Source organism: Streptomyces sp. MK37H (genome assembly GCF_018035285.1).
In the GTDB taxonomy this organism is placed as follows: Bacteria; Actinomycetota; Actinomycetes; order Streptomycetales; family Streptomycetaceae; genus Streptomyces; species Streptomyces endocoffeicus.
Genome location: NZ_JAAAYH010000208.1, coordinates 1 through 15850, shown reverse-complemented (window position 1 = coordinate 15850; position 15850 = coordinate 1). Strand labels below are relative to the sequence as shown.

General features: G+C 71.0%; 11 protein-coding genes. 8 read left to right on the top strand and 3 right to left on the bottom strand.

Annotation, left to right across the window (positions count from 1 at the left end):
- Nucleotides 1–251 precede the first annotated feature (251 nt).
- Entirely contained in the window at nucleotides 252–1517 is a 1266-nt protein-coding gene (locus GWI24_RS26110; RefSeq protein ID WP_210948351.1) for a hypothetical protein, read from the bottom strand.
- 149 nt (nucleotides 1518–1666) lie between these two features.
- On the opposite strand from GWI24_RS26110, the gene mtnA reads away from it, so the two are divergent.
- From mtnA to GWI24_RS26075, 7 genes are all read left to right on the top strand, one after another.
- Nucleotides 1667–2824: an S-methyl-5-thioribose-1-phosphate isomerase gene (gene mtnA / locus GWI24_RS26105; RefSeq protein WP_210948350.1), complete on the top strand. Its 1158-nt coding sequence runs from the start codon at nucleotides 1667–1669 to the stop codon at nucleotides 2822–2824.
- Nucleotides 2821–3498, top strand: coding sequence for a two-component system response regulator MtrA (gene mtrA / locus GWI24_RS26100; protein WP_014061181.1), 678 nt, complete (start codon nucleotides 2821–2823; stop codon nucleotides 3496–3498). Before mtnA ends, mtrA begins: the two co-directional genes overlap by 4 nt.
- 64 nt (nucleotides 3499–3562) lie before the next feature.
- Nucleotides 3563–5536: an MtrAB system histidine kinase MtrB gene (mtrB, locus tag GWI24_RS26095; RefSeq protein ID WP_210948349.1), complete on the top strand. Its 1974-nt coding sequence runs from the start codon at nucleotides 3563–3565 to the stop codon at nucleotides 5534–5536.
- On the top strand, nucleotides 5526–7403 hold the full coding sequence (locus tag GWI24_RS26090; RefSeq protein WP_308344030.1) for an LpqB family beta-propeller domain-containing protein: 1878 nt from the start codon (nucleotides 5526–5528) through the stop codon (nucleotides 7401–7403). Before mtrB ends, GWI24_RS26090 begins: the two co-directional genes overlap by 11 nt.
- A 301-nt stretch (nucleotides 7404–7704) precedes the next feature.
- Entirely contained in the window at nucleotides 7705–8610 is a 906-nt protein-coding gene (locus tag GWI24_RS26085) for a ComF family protein (protein WP_210948348.1), read from the top strand.
- A 315-nt stretch (nucleotides 8611–8925) separates the two neighbouring features.
- On the top strand, nucleotides 8926–9615 hold the full coding sequence (gene hpf, locus GWI24_RS26080) for a ribosome hibernation-promoting factor, HPF/YfiA family (RefSeq protein WP_210948347.1): 690 nt from the start codon (nucleotides 8926–8928) through the stop codon (nucleotides 9613–9615).
- A gap of 222 nt (nucleotides 9616–9837) precedes the next feature.
- Nucleotides 9838–10587, top strand: coding sequence for a response regulator transcription factor (locus tag GWI24_RS26075; protein WP_014061176.1), 750 nt, complete (start codon nucleotides 9838–9840; stop codon nucleotides 10585–10587).
- 118 nt (nucleotides 10588–10705) lie between these two features.
- Here GWI24_RS26075 and GWI24_RS26070 read toward each other — a convergent pair whose 3' ends face one another.
- Nucleotides 10706–11902: a winged helix-turn-helix domain-containing protein gene (locus GWI24_RS26070; RefSeq protein WP_210948346.1), complete on the bottom strand. Its 1197-nt coding sequence runs from the start codon at nucleotides 11900–11902 to the stop codon at nucleotides 10706–10708.
- A 99-nt stretch (nucleotides 11903–12001) separates the two neighbouring features.
- Nucleotides 12002–12658: a GNAT family N-acetyltransferase gene (locus GWI24_RS26065; protein WP_210948345.1), complete on the bottom strand. Its 657-nt coding sequence runs from the start codon at nucleotides 12656–12658 to the stop codon at nucleotides 12002–12004.
- Between the two features lie 242 nt (nucleotides 12659–12900).
- On the opposite strand from GWI24_RS26065, the gene secA reads away from it, so the two are divergent.
- Complete coding sequence (gene secA, locus GWI24_RS26060; RefSeq protein ID WP_210948344.1) at nucleotides 12901–15744, top strand: preprotein translocase subunit SecA; 2844 nt, start codon at nucleotides 12901–12903, stop codon at nucleotides 15742–15744.
- The last annotated feature ends 106 nt before the right edge of the window (nucleotides 15745–15850 follow it).

Here is a 15850-nt window from a genome sequence, read left to right as displayed (position 1 = left end):
CCACTCGATCGCATGTTCCACCGGATCGAGTGAAAAGGCATCAGCGCTCTGGCGCGGCATGGCCGGGGTCACGCAGAGTAGTCGGTGAGGGCCAGTCAGACGGCCCTTGACGACCAGTCAAGAGGCCCAAGAGGCAGCAGACGTATGCGCTGAGCGGGCGGAGGGGGAGGTGATGGCCTGTGAGCATGACGAGCTGCGCGGTGAGGGGGCGTAGGGTGACGCCCCGTTCGTCCCCGCCTGCTGTAATGCCGTCAGTTCCAGGACGTGGAGCCGACGGTCGGCTGGTCCTCACCATGACCTTCTGTCCGGTCTCCCGGCATCCCCGCGGCGCGGGCGAGCTCGAGGTCGAGGGCCTCGCGCCGGATGCGCTGGTCCATGTAGAGCAGGGCCGTCACACCCGCGCTGATCGGGAAGGTGATGGTCGAGCTGATCACCCCGCCGACGCCGACCACGATCAGGAAGGTCCAGCCGACGGAGACGGATTCGCCGGACAGCCAGTCCATGGCGTTGTCCCCGCCGATCACCATGGCGACCAGGCTGGTGGGGATCTCGACGATGGCGCCGACGATGAAGACCAGGACGACGGCCAGCAGTTGGATACCGAAGACGCGCCCCCACGAGCCGCGCACCAGCTTGAAGGAGCGTCGCAGGGCCTTGATGATCCCCTGCTTCTCCAGCATCAGCGCGGGAGCGGCGAGGCTGAAGCGGACCCAGAGCCAGGCGGCGACGCATGCCGCGGCGAGCCCGCCCAGAGAGGCCAGCGCGGCACCCTCGCTCGGCACGCCCGCGACGGCCAGCAGCAGACCCGGCGTCATACCGGCGGCGATGACCGCCGCGGCGATGGCGGGGATCAGCAGGAGCAGTCCGCACAGCTGAAGGAGATGCGGCCGGGCGCCGGCCCATGCCTCCCCGGCGGACACGTTCCGGCCCAGCACCGCGCGTGCGGCGACCACGGTCAGCAGGGCGGTGGTGACGATCGTTCCGAGGACACCGAGCAGCAGGGTGACTCCGCTGTCCCCGAGCGTGTCGCCGACGGCGCGCAGCGCCTGGCCGACGGTGGCGTCCGGATCGTCGAGGACATTGCTCTCGTTCCCTCGGCCGTCGTTGAACCACAGTCCCGTGGCGGCCGTGATCAGACCTTGGGTGACGATCGAGACGATCAGCGAGATGCCGAGGACCGTGCGCCAGTGGGCGCGCATGATGGCCACCGCACCGTCCAGGATCTCGCTGACGCCCAGCGGCCGCAGCGGAATGACACCGGGGCGGGGAGCGGGCGGCTGACGCCGGCCCGTGCCCCATCCGCCACCCGGCGCGGGAGCGGGCGGCACCGGCGGTGGCGTGCGGCGTCCCGTCGCGGCCCAGCGGCCGGGCGGCGGCTGGCGGCGGGCCCACTGTTCGCCCCATGCTCGCTGCTCCGGGGCGGGCTGGTCGGCGGGCTCGCCCTGCTGCTGAGCGCCGTGGTCCGGTTCGTCGGAAGGGGACGATCCGGGCGGGGCCCAGCCCGGAGAGTCATTCATCGTCGCTCCGTAGGTTGTTCGTTGACCGGCCGCGGCGTCCGCGGCGGGCGGATGTCAGCCATCGTGCCACGGTGCGTTCCACCCCGTACCGGTCACTGGGGGCGGTCCGGCACTTCAATAGTCGGTGGCGCACAAGGCAAACTGGGCGGATGGCTGATCAGCATCCGGTGTCCCCGGAAGGCTCCATACCTCCCACCGCCCTGGCACTGCGTTGGGAGGAGCCCCCGGAGGGGCCCGTACTGGTACTTCTCGACCAGACCCGGCTGCCCGCCGAAGAGGTCGATCTGGTGTGCACCGATGTGCCGGCGCTGGTGGAGGCGATCCGCTCCCTCGCCGTGCGTGGAGCCCCGCTGCTCGGCCTCGCCGGGGCATACGGGATCGCGCTCGCCGCGGCCCGCGGCTTCGATGTGGACGAGTCCGCCGAATCGCTCGCTCATGCCCGTCCCACGGCCGTCAACCTCGCCTATGGCGTTCGCCGGGCCGTCGCCGCGTATCACGCCGCGCTCCGGGACGACGCGGACGACGCTCAGGCCGCCGCGGCGGCCCTCGCCGAGGCCCGTGTTCTGCACCGGGAGGATGCCGAGGCCAGCGAGCGCATGGCGGCCCGTGGTCAGGCGCTCCTCGAGGAGCTGCTGCCTGCAGGGGGCCATCGGATCCTCACCCACTGCAACACCGGTGCCCTGGTCTCAGGAGGCGAGGGGACCGCCCTGGCCGTGGTCAAGGCGGTGCACCGGGCGGGGCAGCTGCGGCGACTCTGGGTGGACGAGACCCGGCCCCTGCTCCAGGGGGCGCGGTTGACCGCGTACGAGGCGGCGCGCGCCGGGATGGCGTACACGCTGCTCGCCGACAACGCGGCGGGCTCGCTCTTCGCGGCCGGTGAGGTGGACGCGGTGTTGATCGGTGCGGACCGGATCGCCGCGGACGGCTCGGTGGCCAACAAGGTGGGCAGTTATCCGCTCGCGGTGCTGGCCCGCTACCACCATGTGCCGTTCGTGGTGGTCGCCCCGACCACCACGGTGGACCCGGCCACTCCCGACGGAGCCGCGATCGAGGTCGAACAGCGCTCTGGACATGAAGTGACGGACATCACAATTCCGTATGTTCCCATCGCCGGGCAGGAGGCGGGCACCGGAGTGCCTGTCGCTCCGCTGGGCACACAGGCCCACAATCCGGCCTTCGACGTCACACCACCGGAGTTGGTGACGGCGATCGTCACCGAGGACGGCGTGATTTCCCCGGTCACCGCGGACGGTATCGCCGAGCTGTGGGCCAGGTCACGATCGGGTAATGGGATGATGTCGATATGAAGGGACGCGTCCTTGTCGTCGACGACGACACCGCACTGGCAGAGATGCTCGGCATCGTGCTGCGCGGCGAAGGCTTTGAACCGTCGTTCGTGTCGGACGGCGACAAGGCTCTTGCCGCCTTCCGTGAGACCAAGCCCGATCTTGTGCTGCTCGATCTGATGCTGCCCGGACGGGACGGCATCGAGGTCTGCCGGCTGATCCGGGCCGAGTCCGGGGTGCCGATCGTCATGCTCACGGCCAAGAGCGACACGGTCGATGTGGTGGTCGGGCTCGAGTCCGGGGCCGATGACTACATCGTCAAGCCGTTCAAGCCAAAGGAACTGGTGGCCCGGATCCGGGCGCGGCTGAGGCGTTCCGAGGAGCCGGCGCCGGAGCAGTTGGCCATTGGCGATCTGGTGATCGACGTGGCGGGGCACTCGGTGAAGAGGGACGGCCAGTCGATAGCGCTGACGCCGCTGGAGTTCGATCTTCTGGTGGCGCTGGCCCGTAAGCCGTGGCAGGTGTTCACCCGTGAGGTGCTGCTGGAGCAGGTGTGGGGCTATCGGCATGCCGCCGACACCCGGCTGGTGAATGTGCATGTGCAGCGACTGCGGTCGAAGGTCGAGAAGGACCCGGAGCGGCCGGAGATCGTCGTGACCGTGCGCGGTGTCGGCTACAAGGCCGGGCCCAGCTGAGATGACCGGTGGTACGGCGCCGCAGCCCGGTGGACCGGGCGGCGGGGCTCCGGAGGGTGCCCGGATGGGGCGGCCCGACCCGGCGGGTGAGATACCGCTGCTGCGCAGGTTGTGGAGCGGCGGGCATCTGCTGCCCGACGGGGCCTCCGGAGGGCCGGCCCACCCGGTGATCCGGCTGTTCGGCCGGTGGGTGCGCCGTCCGCTGCTGCCCGCTGCCCGGCTGTGGCGGCGGAACATCCAGCTGCGGGTGGTGGCCACCACGCTGCTGATGTCACTCGGTGTGGTGCTGCTGCTGGGCCTGGTGGTCATCGGGCAGGTGCGCAACGGTCTGCTGGACGCCAAGCGCCATGCGGCGCAGGGCCAGGCCGTCGGCGGCTTCGAGGTGGCCGAGCAGATGGCCGACCGCAAGAGCGACAACCGTGGCCAGGACGGGGCCGGGGCCGGCGCCCAGGACTCCGGCGCCTGGCTGAACGCGCTGGTGGAGCAGCTCGCCAGCGGCGGCAAGGGCGCCTATTCGGTGGTGGCGCTCAGCTCCGACTCCGGTGAGACTGCCTATGTGGCCAGCCGGGGGCCGCGGGCCTCCGGCGATGTCCAGCCGGACAGTGTGCCCGCCGATCTGCGCCGTCGGGTGGACGAGGGCCGGACCGCGCCGTACGAGCGCTACGGAAAGATCGTGCACGCGGGCTCCGGGGACTCCGAGCCCGCGCTGATCATCGGCAAGCGTCTGGATGACAACAACGGCGACGCCTACCAGCTGTACTACCTCTTCCCGTTCACCCAGGAGGAGAAGTCCCTGAGCCTCGTCAAGGGCACCTTGGCCACGGCCGGGGTGTTCGTGGTGGTGCTGCTCGGGGCCATCGCCTGGGTGGTGGTCCGGCAGGTCGTGACGCCCGTGAGGATGGCGGCGGGAATCTCCGAGCGGCTGGCGGCCGGACTGCTCCAGGAGCGGATGAAGGTCACCGGGGAGGACGACATCGCCCGCCTGGGCGAGTCGTTCAACAAGATGGCGCAGAACCTCCAGCTCAAGATCCAGCAGTTGGAGGAGCTCTCCCGGATGCAGCGCCGCTTCGTCTCCGATGTCTCCCATGAGCTGCGCACCCCGCTGACGACCGTAAGGATGGCGGCGGACGTCATCCATGAGGCGCGTGAGGACTTCGATCCGATCACCGCGCGCTCGGCCGAACTGCTGTGGGGCCAGGTCGACCGCTTCGAGTCGCTGCTCAGCGATCTGCTGGAGATCAGCCGGTTCGACGCGGGCGCGGCCGCTCTGGAGGCCGAGCCGATCGATCTGCGCGATGTGGTGCACCGGGTGGTGGACGGGGCCGAGCCGCTCGCCGAGGCCAAGGGCACCCGGATCCTGGTGCGGGGCGCCGAGGCGCCGGTGATCGCCGAGGCGGACCCCCGTCGCGTCGAGCGGGTGCTGCGGAATCTGGTGGTCAACGCCGTGGAGCACGGCGAGGGCCGCGATGTGGTCGTACGGCTCGCGACGGCGGGCGGCGCGGTGGCCGTCGCGGTGCGGGACTACGGCGTCGGGCTCAAGCCCGGCGAGGCGACGCGGGTGTTCAACCGCTTCTGGCGGGCCGATCCGGCCCGTGCGCGCACCACCGGCGGCACCGGTCTGGGCCTGTCGATCGCGGTGGAGGACGCGCGGCTGCACGGCGGCTGGCTCCAGGCGTGGGGCGAGCCCGGCGGAGGTTCGCAGTTCCGGCTGACGCTGCCGCGCACCGCGGGCGATGTGCTGCGCGGCTCGCCGATCCCCCTGGAGCCCGAGGACTCCCGGCGCAACCGCCGTCCGAGTGATGCCGTGACCTCGCAGCCTGCGGCGGAGCGGCTGGCGGCGGTGCCCGCGCAGCCGCGGTCCGCGCTGCCCGCCGACACCGCGGCGCCGTCCGCCGATCCGACGGCCCTGCCGGGCAATGGGGCCCGGGTGGTGCGCGGCACCCCGGAGACGCCGTCCGACGGGCCGCGGGGCGGCCAGGAGCCGTCCGCCCGGCCGACGCCATCGAACGAAGGGGAGGGCCGCCCTCGTGGGCGCTGACCGTGCCGACCGTCGCCGTTTCCGCCGCCATGTGCGCCGCCCGGGTGGCCGGGGCCTGAGCGCGCCCGTGCTGCTGGCCTGTGGCGCCCTGCTGCTGTCCGGCTGCGCCTCGATGCCCGACAGCGGCGATGTGCGGCGGGTGGACTCCTCACCGCGCTCCGACGTCGACTCGCAGGTGCGGGTGTACGGGGTGAGCCCGGGCAAGGGCGAGCAGCCCGCGGAGCTGGTCTCCGGCTTCCTGGAGGCCACGACGAGCGACGAGGAGAACTTCGGCACGGCGAAGGAGTACCTGACCAAGAGCGCGGTCAGGCGGTGGCAGCCCTTCGCGGCCACCACCGTGCTGGAGCAGGCGCCTGACGTGCGGGTGGAGACGGATCCGGGCGACCGGGACGGCAACGGTAAGACGGTCGTGCTGTCGGGCAAGCGGATCGCCGTCGTGGACGAGACCCACGCGTACAAGGCCGATGAGCAGCCGTACGAGGAGCGCATCCATCTCACGCTGAGCGGTTCGGAGTGGCGGATCGACGGGCCGCCGCGGGGGCTGATCCTCGGCGAGTCCGACTTCCAGCGCATCTACCGCTCGGTCAACAAGTACTACTTCGCCGATCTCGGCCCGGACGCCGAGGATTCGAAGGCCGGGGACAATGTGCTGGTGGCCGATCCGGTCTATGTGCGGCGCCGTATCGACCCGGTGACCGCGACCGTCAAGGCGCTGCTGGACGGCCCCACGGGATGGCTGGAGCCGGTGGTCAGCAGTTCCTTCCCGCGCGGTGCGGCGCTCGGCCGCCGGGACGAGCGGCTGTCCCTGGACGACTCGAACGCGCTGAAGATCCGGCTGAACGACCGGGCCGCGCAGATCAGCGCGGCGCGCTGTGCCCGGATGGCGGCGCAGACGCTGTTCACGGTCCAGGATCTGGGCGAGGGATCGTCCCAGGTCAGCGGGGTGCGGCTGGAGCGGCAGAACGGCTCGGAGCTGTGTGCCCTCTCCAGTGACGCGGCGCGTGCCTACGCCCCGGACGGGGTCGAGGGCCATCCGCGGCACCAGTATTTCGTGGACTCCGAACACCGGATGGTCCGGCTGTCCGACGACGAGGACCGGCCACAGCCCGTTCCGGGGCCGTTCGGCGCCGATGACGCGGGTCTGGGCTCGGTGGCGGTCTCCCGCGACGAGCGGGACGCGGCGGGGGTCACCGCCGACGGCTCGGCGCTGTATGTGACCGAGCTTGCGTCGGAGGCCGACCGCGGCAAGGTGCGGGTGCGCAGCCGGGGCGGCAGCGTGGAGCACGGTCTGACGGCTCCCAGCTGGGACGGGCTGGGCGGTCTGTGGGTGGCCGACCGGGATCCGCGGCAGCCGAGGCTGCTGCGGCTGCGGGGCGGCACCGGACCGGCGGACGAGGTGCGGCTGCCCAAGCTGGACGGTGGTCGGATCACGGCGCTGCGGGTGTCCGCGGACGGCTCCAGGATCGCGATGCTGGTCAAGCGGTCCGGCCACACCACGCTGCGGCTCGGCCGGATCGAGCGGCGGGGCACCGCGGACGCCCCGAAGCTGTCGGTGGGGGCGCTGCGGGCGGTCGCGCCGAAGCTGGAGGACGTGGACACCTTCTCCTGGGCCGGGGACAGCCGGCTGGTGGTCGCGGGCCGGGAGTCGGACGGGGTGCAGCAGCTCCAGTACGTGGAGTCGGACGGCTCCCCGGCGAACGTTCCGGAGGTGCCGGGGCCGAACGGTGTGCAGTCGATCGGCGCCTCGGAGGACCAGACCCGGCCGCTGATCGCCGAGACCAGGGAGAACGGCATCGTGCGGCTGCTGCCGAACACCGACTGGAAGACCGTGGACCAGGACGGCTCGGCTCCGGTCTATCCCGGCTAGGGTCCTTCTGGCGGATCTCCGTGGAGGAAGGAGCGGCGTCCGGTGCGTGCTCTCGGCGTGCCGCGGGGAAGCCCTCGTAGCGGAGCTACTTGGGGTTTCGCGCGGTGCGCCGAGAGTGCGTGCAGGGCGCCGCGACGCCGCGGAGATCCGTCAGAAGGGCCCTAGGTCTGCCCCGGTCGGGCGGGGCCCGTAGCGGCGGCTCTTAGGCCAGGACACCGATCGGGGGTGGCTGGTTGTCCACATGTGCGCGGTTGTCCACAAGGGGTGGCGCGGGGGCCTGACCACCGGGACAGTGGTGTTCATGCGGGGCTGGTGGCAGGAAATCTCTGATCTGGTGCTGCCGGCCGACTGTGCCGGATGCGGTCGGCCGGGCGGCACGCTGTGTGACCGTTGTCGTGGAGCGCTGCGGGGGACCGGGGCGCGCCGGGTGGAGCCGAGCCCGGCGCCGCCTGGGCTGCCGGTGGTCCACGCGGCGGTGGATTACGTGGACGAGGCGCGGGCGGTGCTGCTCGCGCACAAGGAGCGGGGAGCGCTCCGGCTGGCGCGGCCGCTGGGCGAGGCGCTGGCGAGAGCCGTGCGGGCGGCCTGCCCTGGCGGCGGGCCCGGTGCGGGGCCCCGAGGGCGGGCGGCCGTGGGATCGGGCGCGGTATGCGGGGCGAGACCGGGTACGGGAGCCGGGATGAGACCAGGGGCCGGATCGGGTACGAGACCGGGCGCCGGAGCCGGTACTGGACCGGGTGCCGGAGCGGGCACGGGACAGGAGACCGGGCCGGGTACGAGACCCGGTGCCGGACCGGGGGCGAGACCCCGGTCAGCGCCGCTCCTGCTGGTGCCGGTGCCGTCGGCCCGGCGCTCGGTGGGCGCCCGGGGGCATGACCCGGCCCGGCGGATCGCGCTCGCCGCGGCGAGCGCGCTGCGCGCCGACGGGCGCCCGGTGAGGGTCCCGGCCGTGCTGTGCCAGCGGCGCCGGGTGACCGACCAGTCGGGGCTGGACGCGCGGCAGCGGCGGGCGAATGTGACCGGAGCGCTGGGGGCGGTCCCCGGCGGCGGACGGCTGCTGGTGGCGGGCCCGGTAGTGGTGGTGGACGATCTGATGACCACAGGAGCCTCGCTCGCGGAGGCGGCGCGGGCGGTGACGGCGGCCGGAGGGCTGGTCATCGGCGCGGCCGTGGTCGCAGCATCCCTTACGGCCATCAACCGGAACTGATTACGAAGCCACGTCGTTGCAGGCGGTAAGCACGGCAAAGCACCTGATCGGAGGTACGGGCCGGTAGGGGGTGCCGACTTGCGACCGGTCGAGCTATGTTCGGTTGTGAGGAATGGCGGGTGCTATGACTCACTCATCCGGTTGGCGTATTTTGCCTGCATTCTGGTGAGGCTTGGAACAAACGGGATTGAGATCCTCCCCGTGGGAAGGAGGAGCTGAAAGCGCCAAGCCGGTGGCTCCGGAAGACGCCGGAGCCAAGTGCACAAGGGATGACGCTCCGATACTGACTGGAGCTACCCGGGAACGGAGTTCTGCGTGGACATCGTCGTCAAGGGCCGTAAAACTGAGGTGCCCGAGCGGTTCCGGAAGCACGTGGCCGAGAAGCTGAAGCTGGATAAGATCCAGAAGCTCGACGGCAAGGTGATCAGCCTCGACGTCGAGGTGTCCAAGGAGCACAACCCGCGGCAGTCCGACCGCGCCGACCGGGTGGAGATCACGCTCCGCTCGCGAGGCCCGGTGATCCGGGCGGAGGCCGCCGCGGCAGATCCGTACGCAGCGCTGGACCTGGCGGCCAGCAAGCTGGAGGCACGGATGCGCAAGCAGCACGACAAGCGCCATACGCGCCGTGGCAACGGTCGCATTCCGGCCAGCGACGTGGCCATCACCGTGCCCAACGCGGCGCGCATCAACGGGCATGGCGATATCGCCCCCCAGCGCACGACGGAGACCGTCCCCACCACCCGGATGGGCCCCCTGGAAGTCCAGGGCGAGGGCCCCCTGGTGGTCCGGGAGAAGACTCACGCCGCGGCTCCCATGACGCTCGACCAGGCTCTCTACGAGATGGAGCTGGTCGGGCACGACTTCTATCTGTTCGTCGACTCCGACACCAATCAGCCCAGCGTCGTCTACCGGCGGCATGGCTATGACTACGGGGTGATTCATCTTCAGCCGGATGCGTTCGTCGGAGAGGCAGCCGGCGGCGCCGGCGGCGCACTCGGTGGCTGACCGAGAAATTCAGCCGAATCCAGCCTGACACGTAAGTGGTGCCCCGGAGCGCCTGCGCGCCTCCCGGGGCACCTCCGTGCGACCACGGCGGGACCATTCCGCCGTCCGGGCATGAAATCATGGCCGGGCGGCCAACCGGTGTACCGAAAGCACCGGTTGACGCCAGACCGAGTGCACCCAGGGTGCGGACCGCAAGGGCCATGGCCTTCAGGGGGAGGAACGATGGCGGACAGCTTCGGGCCCGTGTCCGACGCCGGTGAAGACCATGGCGTCGGTCCGGACGGGGGCGAGCCGCGCGGCGAACCGCGCAAGGAGCCGATTCGGGTCCTCGTCGTGGACGACCACGCGCTCTTCCGGCGTGGATTGGAGATCGTCCTGGCCCAGGAGGAGGACATCCAGGTCGTCGGCGAGGCGGGGGACGGGGCCGAGGCCGTGGACAAGGCGGCGGATCTGCTGCCGGACATCGTCCTGATGGATGTGCGGATGCCCAAGCGCGGGGGGATCGAGGCCTGCACCGCCATCAAGGAGGTGGCACCCAGCGCCAAGATCATCATGCTCACGATCAGCGATGAGGAAGCCGATCTCTACGACGCGATCAAGGCAGGGGCCACGGGCTATCTGCTGAAGGAGATCTCGACCGACGAGGTCTCGACCGCCATCCGGGCGGTGGCGGACGGCCAGTCGCAGATCAGCCCGTCGATGGCGGCCAAGCTGCTGACCGAGTTCAAGTCGATGATCCAGCGCACCGACGAGCGGCGGCTGGTGCCCGCGCCCCGGCTCACCGACCGGGAGCTGGAGGTGCTCAAGCTGGTGGCGACCGGAATGAACAACCGGGACATCGCCAAGGAGCTGTTCATCAGCGAGAACACCGTGAAGAACCACGTGCGCAACATTCTGGAGAAATTGCAGCTGCACTCCAGGATGGAGGCCGTGGTGTACGCGATGCGGGAGAAGATCCTCGAGATCAGGTGAGGGTTTCGCCTCGCCCGGAGCCCGGCCCCCGGAGTCCAGAGCCCGGCCCCCAGAGCTCGGCCCCCGGAGCCCAGAGCCTGGCCCCCGGGGCCGAAGCCCCGGGTGAGCCGAGATCGGTTCAGGCGACCGCCGCCGAGACCGCCGCCGCGAGCGGTGCGGCCAGCTCCGGGCGGTCCACGCGCTCGACCCGCACGGCGTCACAGCCCACCCATTCGGCCGCCTCCCGAAGCGCCCGCGCCATGGGGGCCACGGCCTTCGGCGACTCCAGGGACACCTGCCGGGCGACCAGGGTCGTCCCCTCCCGGGCCGGATCGACCCGGCCCAGCAGCCGCCCGCCGGACAGCAGCGGCATGGCGAAGTAGCCGTAGACCCGCTTGGGCTTGGGCACATACGCCTCCAGCCGATGGCTGAAGCCGAAGATCCGCTCGGTGCGCGCCCGGTCCCATATCAGCGAGTCGAAGGGCGACAGCAGGGTGGTGCGATGCCGGCCGCGCGGCGGGGTGGCCAGCGCCTCGGGGTCCGCCCAGGCCGGTTTGTCCCAGCCCTCGACCGCCACCGGCACCAGCCCCGAGTCCGCGATCACCGCCTCCACCTGCTCACCCTTGAGCCGGTGGTAGTCGGCGATGTCCGCCCGCGTGCCCACGCCCAGGGACTGTCCGGCCAGCCGGACCAGCCGGCGCAGACACTCCAGATCGTCCAGGTCGTCATGGAGCAGGGCGTCCGGCACGGCGCGCTCCGCCAGGTCGTACACCCGCTTCCAGCCGCGCCGCTCGACGCACACCACCTCGCCGAACATCAGCGCCCGCTCGACCGCGATCTTCGCCGCCGACCAGTCCCACCACGGTCCGCCGTTCTTGGCCCCGCCCAGCTCCGTCGCGGTCAGCGGGCCCTCCGCGCGCAGCTGCTTCACCACCGTCTCGTACACCCCGTCCGGCAGCTCGTGGTGCCAGTGCGGACGGACGCGGTAGGCGCGGCGCCGGAAGGCGAAGTGCGGCCACTCCTCGATGGGCAGCACGCACGCGGCATGCGACCAGTACTCGAAGGCGTGGGTGCCGGTCCAGTACGCCGACTCGACCGTCTTACGGCCGACCGCGCCCAGCCGTGCGTACGGAATCAGCTCATGGGAGCGGGCCAGCACCGAGATCGTGTCCAGCTGCACCGCGCCCAGGTGGCGCAGCACGCCCCGCACTCCGCCACGCCGGTCGGGGGCGCCCAGCAGACCCTGGGCGCGCAGCGCGATCCGGCGCGCCTCGTCGGCGGAGAGGGTGGCCTCGGGCGTGCGGTCCACGGCGGACCCGGTGGCGGCGTTCGTCATGCGCGCCACCGTAGTAGCACCCACTGACAACGCCGCCAATGCCGCCCGCGCCCGCCGGATGCCCCACGCCCGGGCCCCGTCAGACCGCCGATGCCGCCCTCAGGCGACCGACGGCGCCGTGGACGCCCGGCCGGACGCCTCCGGCTCATGGGGCGCGTTGGCCGCCTCGGACGCCTTGGCGGGCAGATACGGCGTCGTCGACGGCAGCCCCCAGTCGGAGGGCAGCAACGCGCCCCGCCAGGCGTCCCGCCGCGTCCCCTGGTGGACGATCCGGGCGCGGTCCGTCCCCTCCATCCGGAAGCCCATCCCGAGGGCGACCGCCCGCGAGCCCTCGTTCCCGGCCTCGCTGCACCACTCCAGGCGCTCCACCCCGAGCCGGGTGAACGCCCACTCGATCACGGCCCGCGCCGCCTCACCCGTGTAGCCGCGCCGCCGCTGCTCGCGCGCCGTCCAGTAGCCCAGCTCGGCCTGGTGCTCGGGGGAGCGCAGATGGGCCAGCCGGACCAGGCCCATGGCACCGACGAGGGCGCCGTCACTCTTGGTGACCACCGCGAAGTCGTAGGTCACGTCGTCACGCCAGTTCTCGGGGCAGATCCGGCCGGTGAAGTCCTCCGCGTGCGCGCGTTCGTACGGGGAGGGCACGCTGGTCCATCGCTGGATGTCCGGGTCCTGGCAAGCGGCGAAGACCGCGTCCGTGTCGGAGGGGCGGAAGGGGCGCAGGACCAGACGCTCGGTGGTGAGGGTGACAGGCTCCATGCGACCCGAGTCTGCGCCGCCGTCGTCACTCACCGCGAGCGGTTTCGGTGAATTGGAGGGCACCTGGGGGGCCTCTCGGGCGTTGACACGGTGAGGTGACATCCGGTCCTCGTGGTGACGGACCTCCCGGCGTGCCGGGGTCTGTCTTACGATGGCCGTTGCGGCGGGGCCTGCGCCCCTTGACAATGCCGCGCCAGCGCACCCCGACCGTGCCAGGCCCGACCGGCAAGGAGCCAGCCTACGTGTCCGTCCTCAACAAGCTCATGCGTGCAGGCGAAGGAAAGATCCTGCGCAAGCTGCACCGCATCGCGGACCAGGTCAATTCCATCGAAGAGGACTTCCTGTCCCTCTCCGACGCCGAGCTGCGCGCCCTCACCGACGAGTACAAGCAGCGGTACGAAGACGGTGAGAGCCTCGACGACCTGATGCCCGAAGCGTTCGCCACGGTGCGCGAGGCGGCCAAGCGGGTGCTCGGACAGCGTCACTACGACGTCCAGCTGATGGGCGGCGCGGCGCTGCATCTCGGGTATGTCGCCGAGATGAAGACCGGTGAGGGCAAGACCCTGGTCGGCACCCTCCCGGCGTATCTGAACGCGCTGTCGGGCAAGGGCGTCCACCTCATCACGGTCAACGACTACCTGGCCGAGCGCGACTCCGAGTGGATGGGCCGGGTGCACCGGTTCCTCGGCCTGGAGGTCGGCTGCATCCTCGCCAACATGACCCCGGCGCAGCGCCGCGAGCAGTACGCGTGCGACATCACCTACGGCACCAACAACGAATTCGGCTTCGACTATCTGCGCGACAACATGGCGTGGTCGAAGGACGAGCTGGTCCAGCGCGGTCACAACTACGCGATCGTCGACGAGGTCGACTCGATCCTGGTGGACGAGGCCCGTACGCCGCTGATCATCTCCGGCCCGGCCGACCAGGCCACCAAGTGGTACGGCGACTTCGCCAAGCTGGTCACCCGGCTCACCCGGGGCCAGGCCGCCGAGCCGCAGAAGGGCCAGGAGGAGACCGGGGACTACGAGGTCGACGAGAAGAAGCGCACCGTCGGCATCCACGAGTCCGGGGTCACCAAGGTCGAGGACTGGCTGGGGATCGACAACCTCTACGAGTCGGTCAACACCCCGCTGGTCGGCTACCTGAACAACGCGATCAAGGCCAAGGAGCTCTTCAAGAACGACAAGGACTACGTCGTCATGGACGGCGAAGTCATGATCGTCGACGAGCACACCGGCCGTATCCTCGCGGGCCGCCGCTACAACGAGGGCATGCACCAGGCCATCGAGGCGAAGGAAGGGGTGGAGATCAAGGACGAGAACCAGACGCTCGCCACGATCACCCTCCAGAACTTCTTCCGCCTCTACGACAAGCTCTCCGGCATGACCGGTACGGCGATGACCGAGGCCGCCGAGTTCCACCAGATCTACAAGCTCGGCGTGGTCCCGATCCCGACCCACCGCCCCCTCGCCCGGCTCGACCAGTCCGACCTGATCTACCGCACCGAGGTCGCGAAGTTCGACGCGGTGGTCGAGGACATCGTCGAGAAGCACACCAAGGGCCAGCCGGTCCTGGTCGGCACGACCTCCGTGGAGAAGTCCGAGTACCTCTCCCAGCAGCTCGCCAAGCGCGGGGTGCCGCATGAGGTGCTCAACGCCAAGCAGCACGACCGGGAGGCGACGATCGTCGCCCAGGCCGGCCGTAAGGGCGCCGTGACCGTCGCGACCAACATGGCGGGCCGTGGCACCGACATCAAGCTCGGTGGCAACCCCGACGACCTCGCCGAGGCCGAGCTGCGCCAGCGCGGTCTGGACCCGGTGGAGCACTCCGAGGAGTGGGCCGCCGCGCTGCCCGCCGCCCTGGAGAAGGCGGAGGCCGCGGTCAAGGCCGAGTTCGAGGAGGTCAAGGAGCTCGGCGGGCTGTATGTGCTGGGCACCGAGCGCCATGAGTCGCGCCGGATCGACAACCAGCTGCGCGGCCGCTCCGGCCGTCAGGGCGACCCCGGCGAGTCCCGCTTCTACCTCTCGCTCGGCGACGACCTGATGCGGCTGTTCAAGGCGCAGATGGTCGAGCGCGTCATGGCGATGGCGAACGTCCCGGACGACGTCCCGATCGAGAACAAGATGGTCACGCGGGCCATCGCCTCCGCCCAGTCGCAGGTCGAGCAGCAGAACTTCGAGACCCGTAAGAACGTCCTGAAGTACGACGAGGTCCTCAACCGCCAGCGTGAGGTCATCTACGGCGAGCGCCGCCGCGTCCTGGAGGGCGAGAACCTTCAGGACCAGGTCGGCCACTTCATGAACGACACCATCGAGGCCTATGTGCGGGCGGAGACGGTCGAGGGCTTCGCCGAGGAGTGGGACCTGGACCGGCTGTGGAGCGCCTTCAAGCAGCTCTACCCGGTCAGCGTGACCATCGAGGAGCTGGAGGAGGAGGCCGGCGACCGCGCCGGGATCACCGCCGAGTTCATCGAGGAGTCCATCAAGGACGACATCCACCAGCAGTACGAGGCGCGCGAGGAGCAGCTGGGCTCCGAGATCATGCGTGAGCTGGAGCGGCGGGTCGTGCTCTCCGTCCTGGACCGCAAGTGGCGCGAGCACCTCTACGAGATGGACTACCTCCAGGAGGGCATCGGGCTGCGCGCGATGGCCCAGAAGGACCCGCTGGTCGAGTACCAGCGCGAGGGCTTCGACATGTTCCAGGCCATGATGGAGGGCATCAAGGAGGAGTCCGTCGGCTATCTGTTCAACCTGGAGGTCCAGGTCGAGCAGCAGGTCGAGGAGGTTCCGGTCGAGGCGGCGGAGGAGCAGGTCGCCCTCGAGAAGGACGTGCAGGACGCGGTGCCGGCGGGCGCGCCGTCCGCTGGCTCCTCGGCCCGCCCCGAGATCCGTGCCAAGGGCCTGGAGGCCCCGCAGCGGCCGGACCGGCTGCACTTCTCCGCCCCGACGGTGGACGGAGAGGGCGGCGTCGTCGAGGGCGACTTCCCCAACGGCGAGACCCCGCCGCCGCCCCGGTCGGAGGCCGACGGGCTGACGCGTGCGGAGCGGCGCAAGGCGCAGAAGGGCCGCCGCCGCAAGAAGTAGTAACCGGGCTGGGGTGAACGGGCCGGGGCGCCGCGCGAGAGCGCGGCACCCCGGCCCGTCGCGTTGTGCCCTGCCGGGCGGGTTTGGTGGATCGGGCCGGCCCACG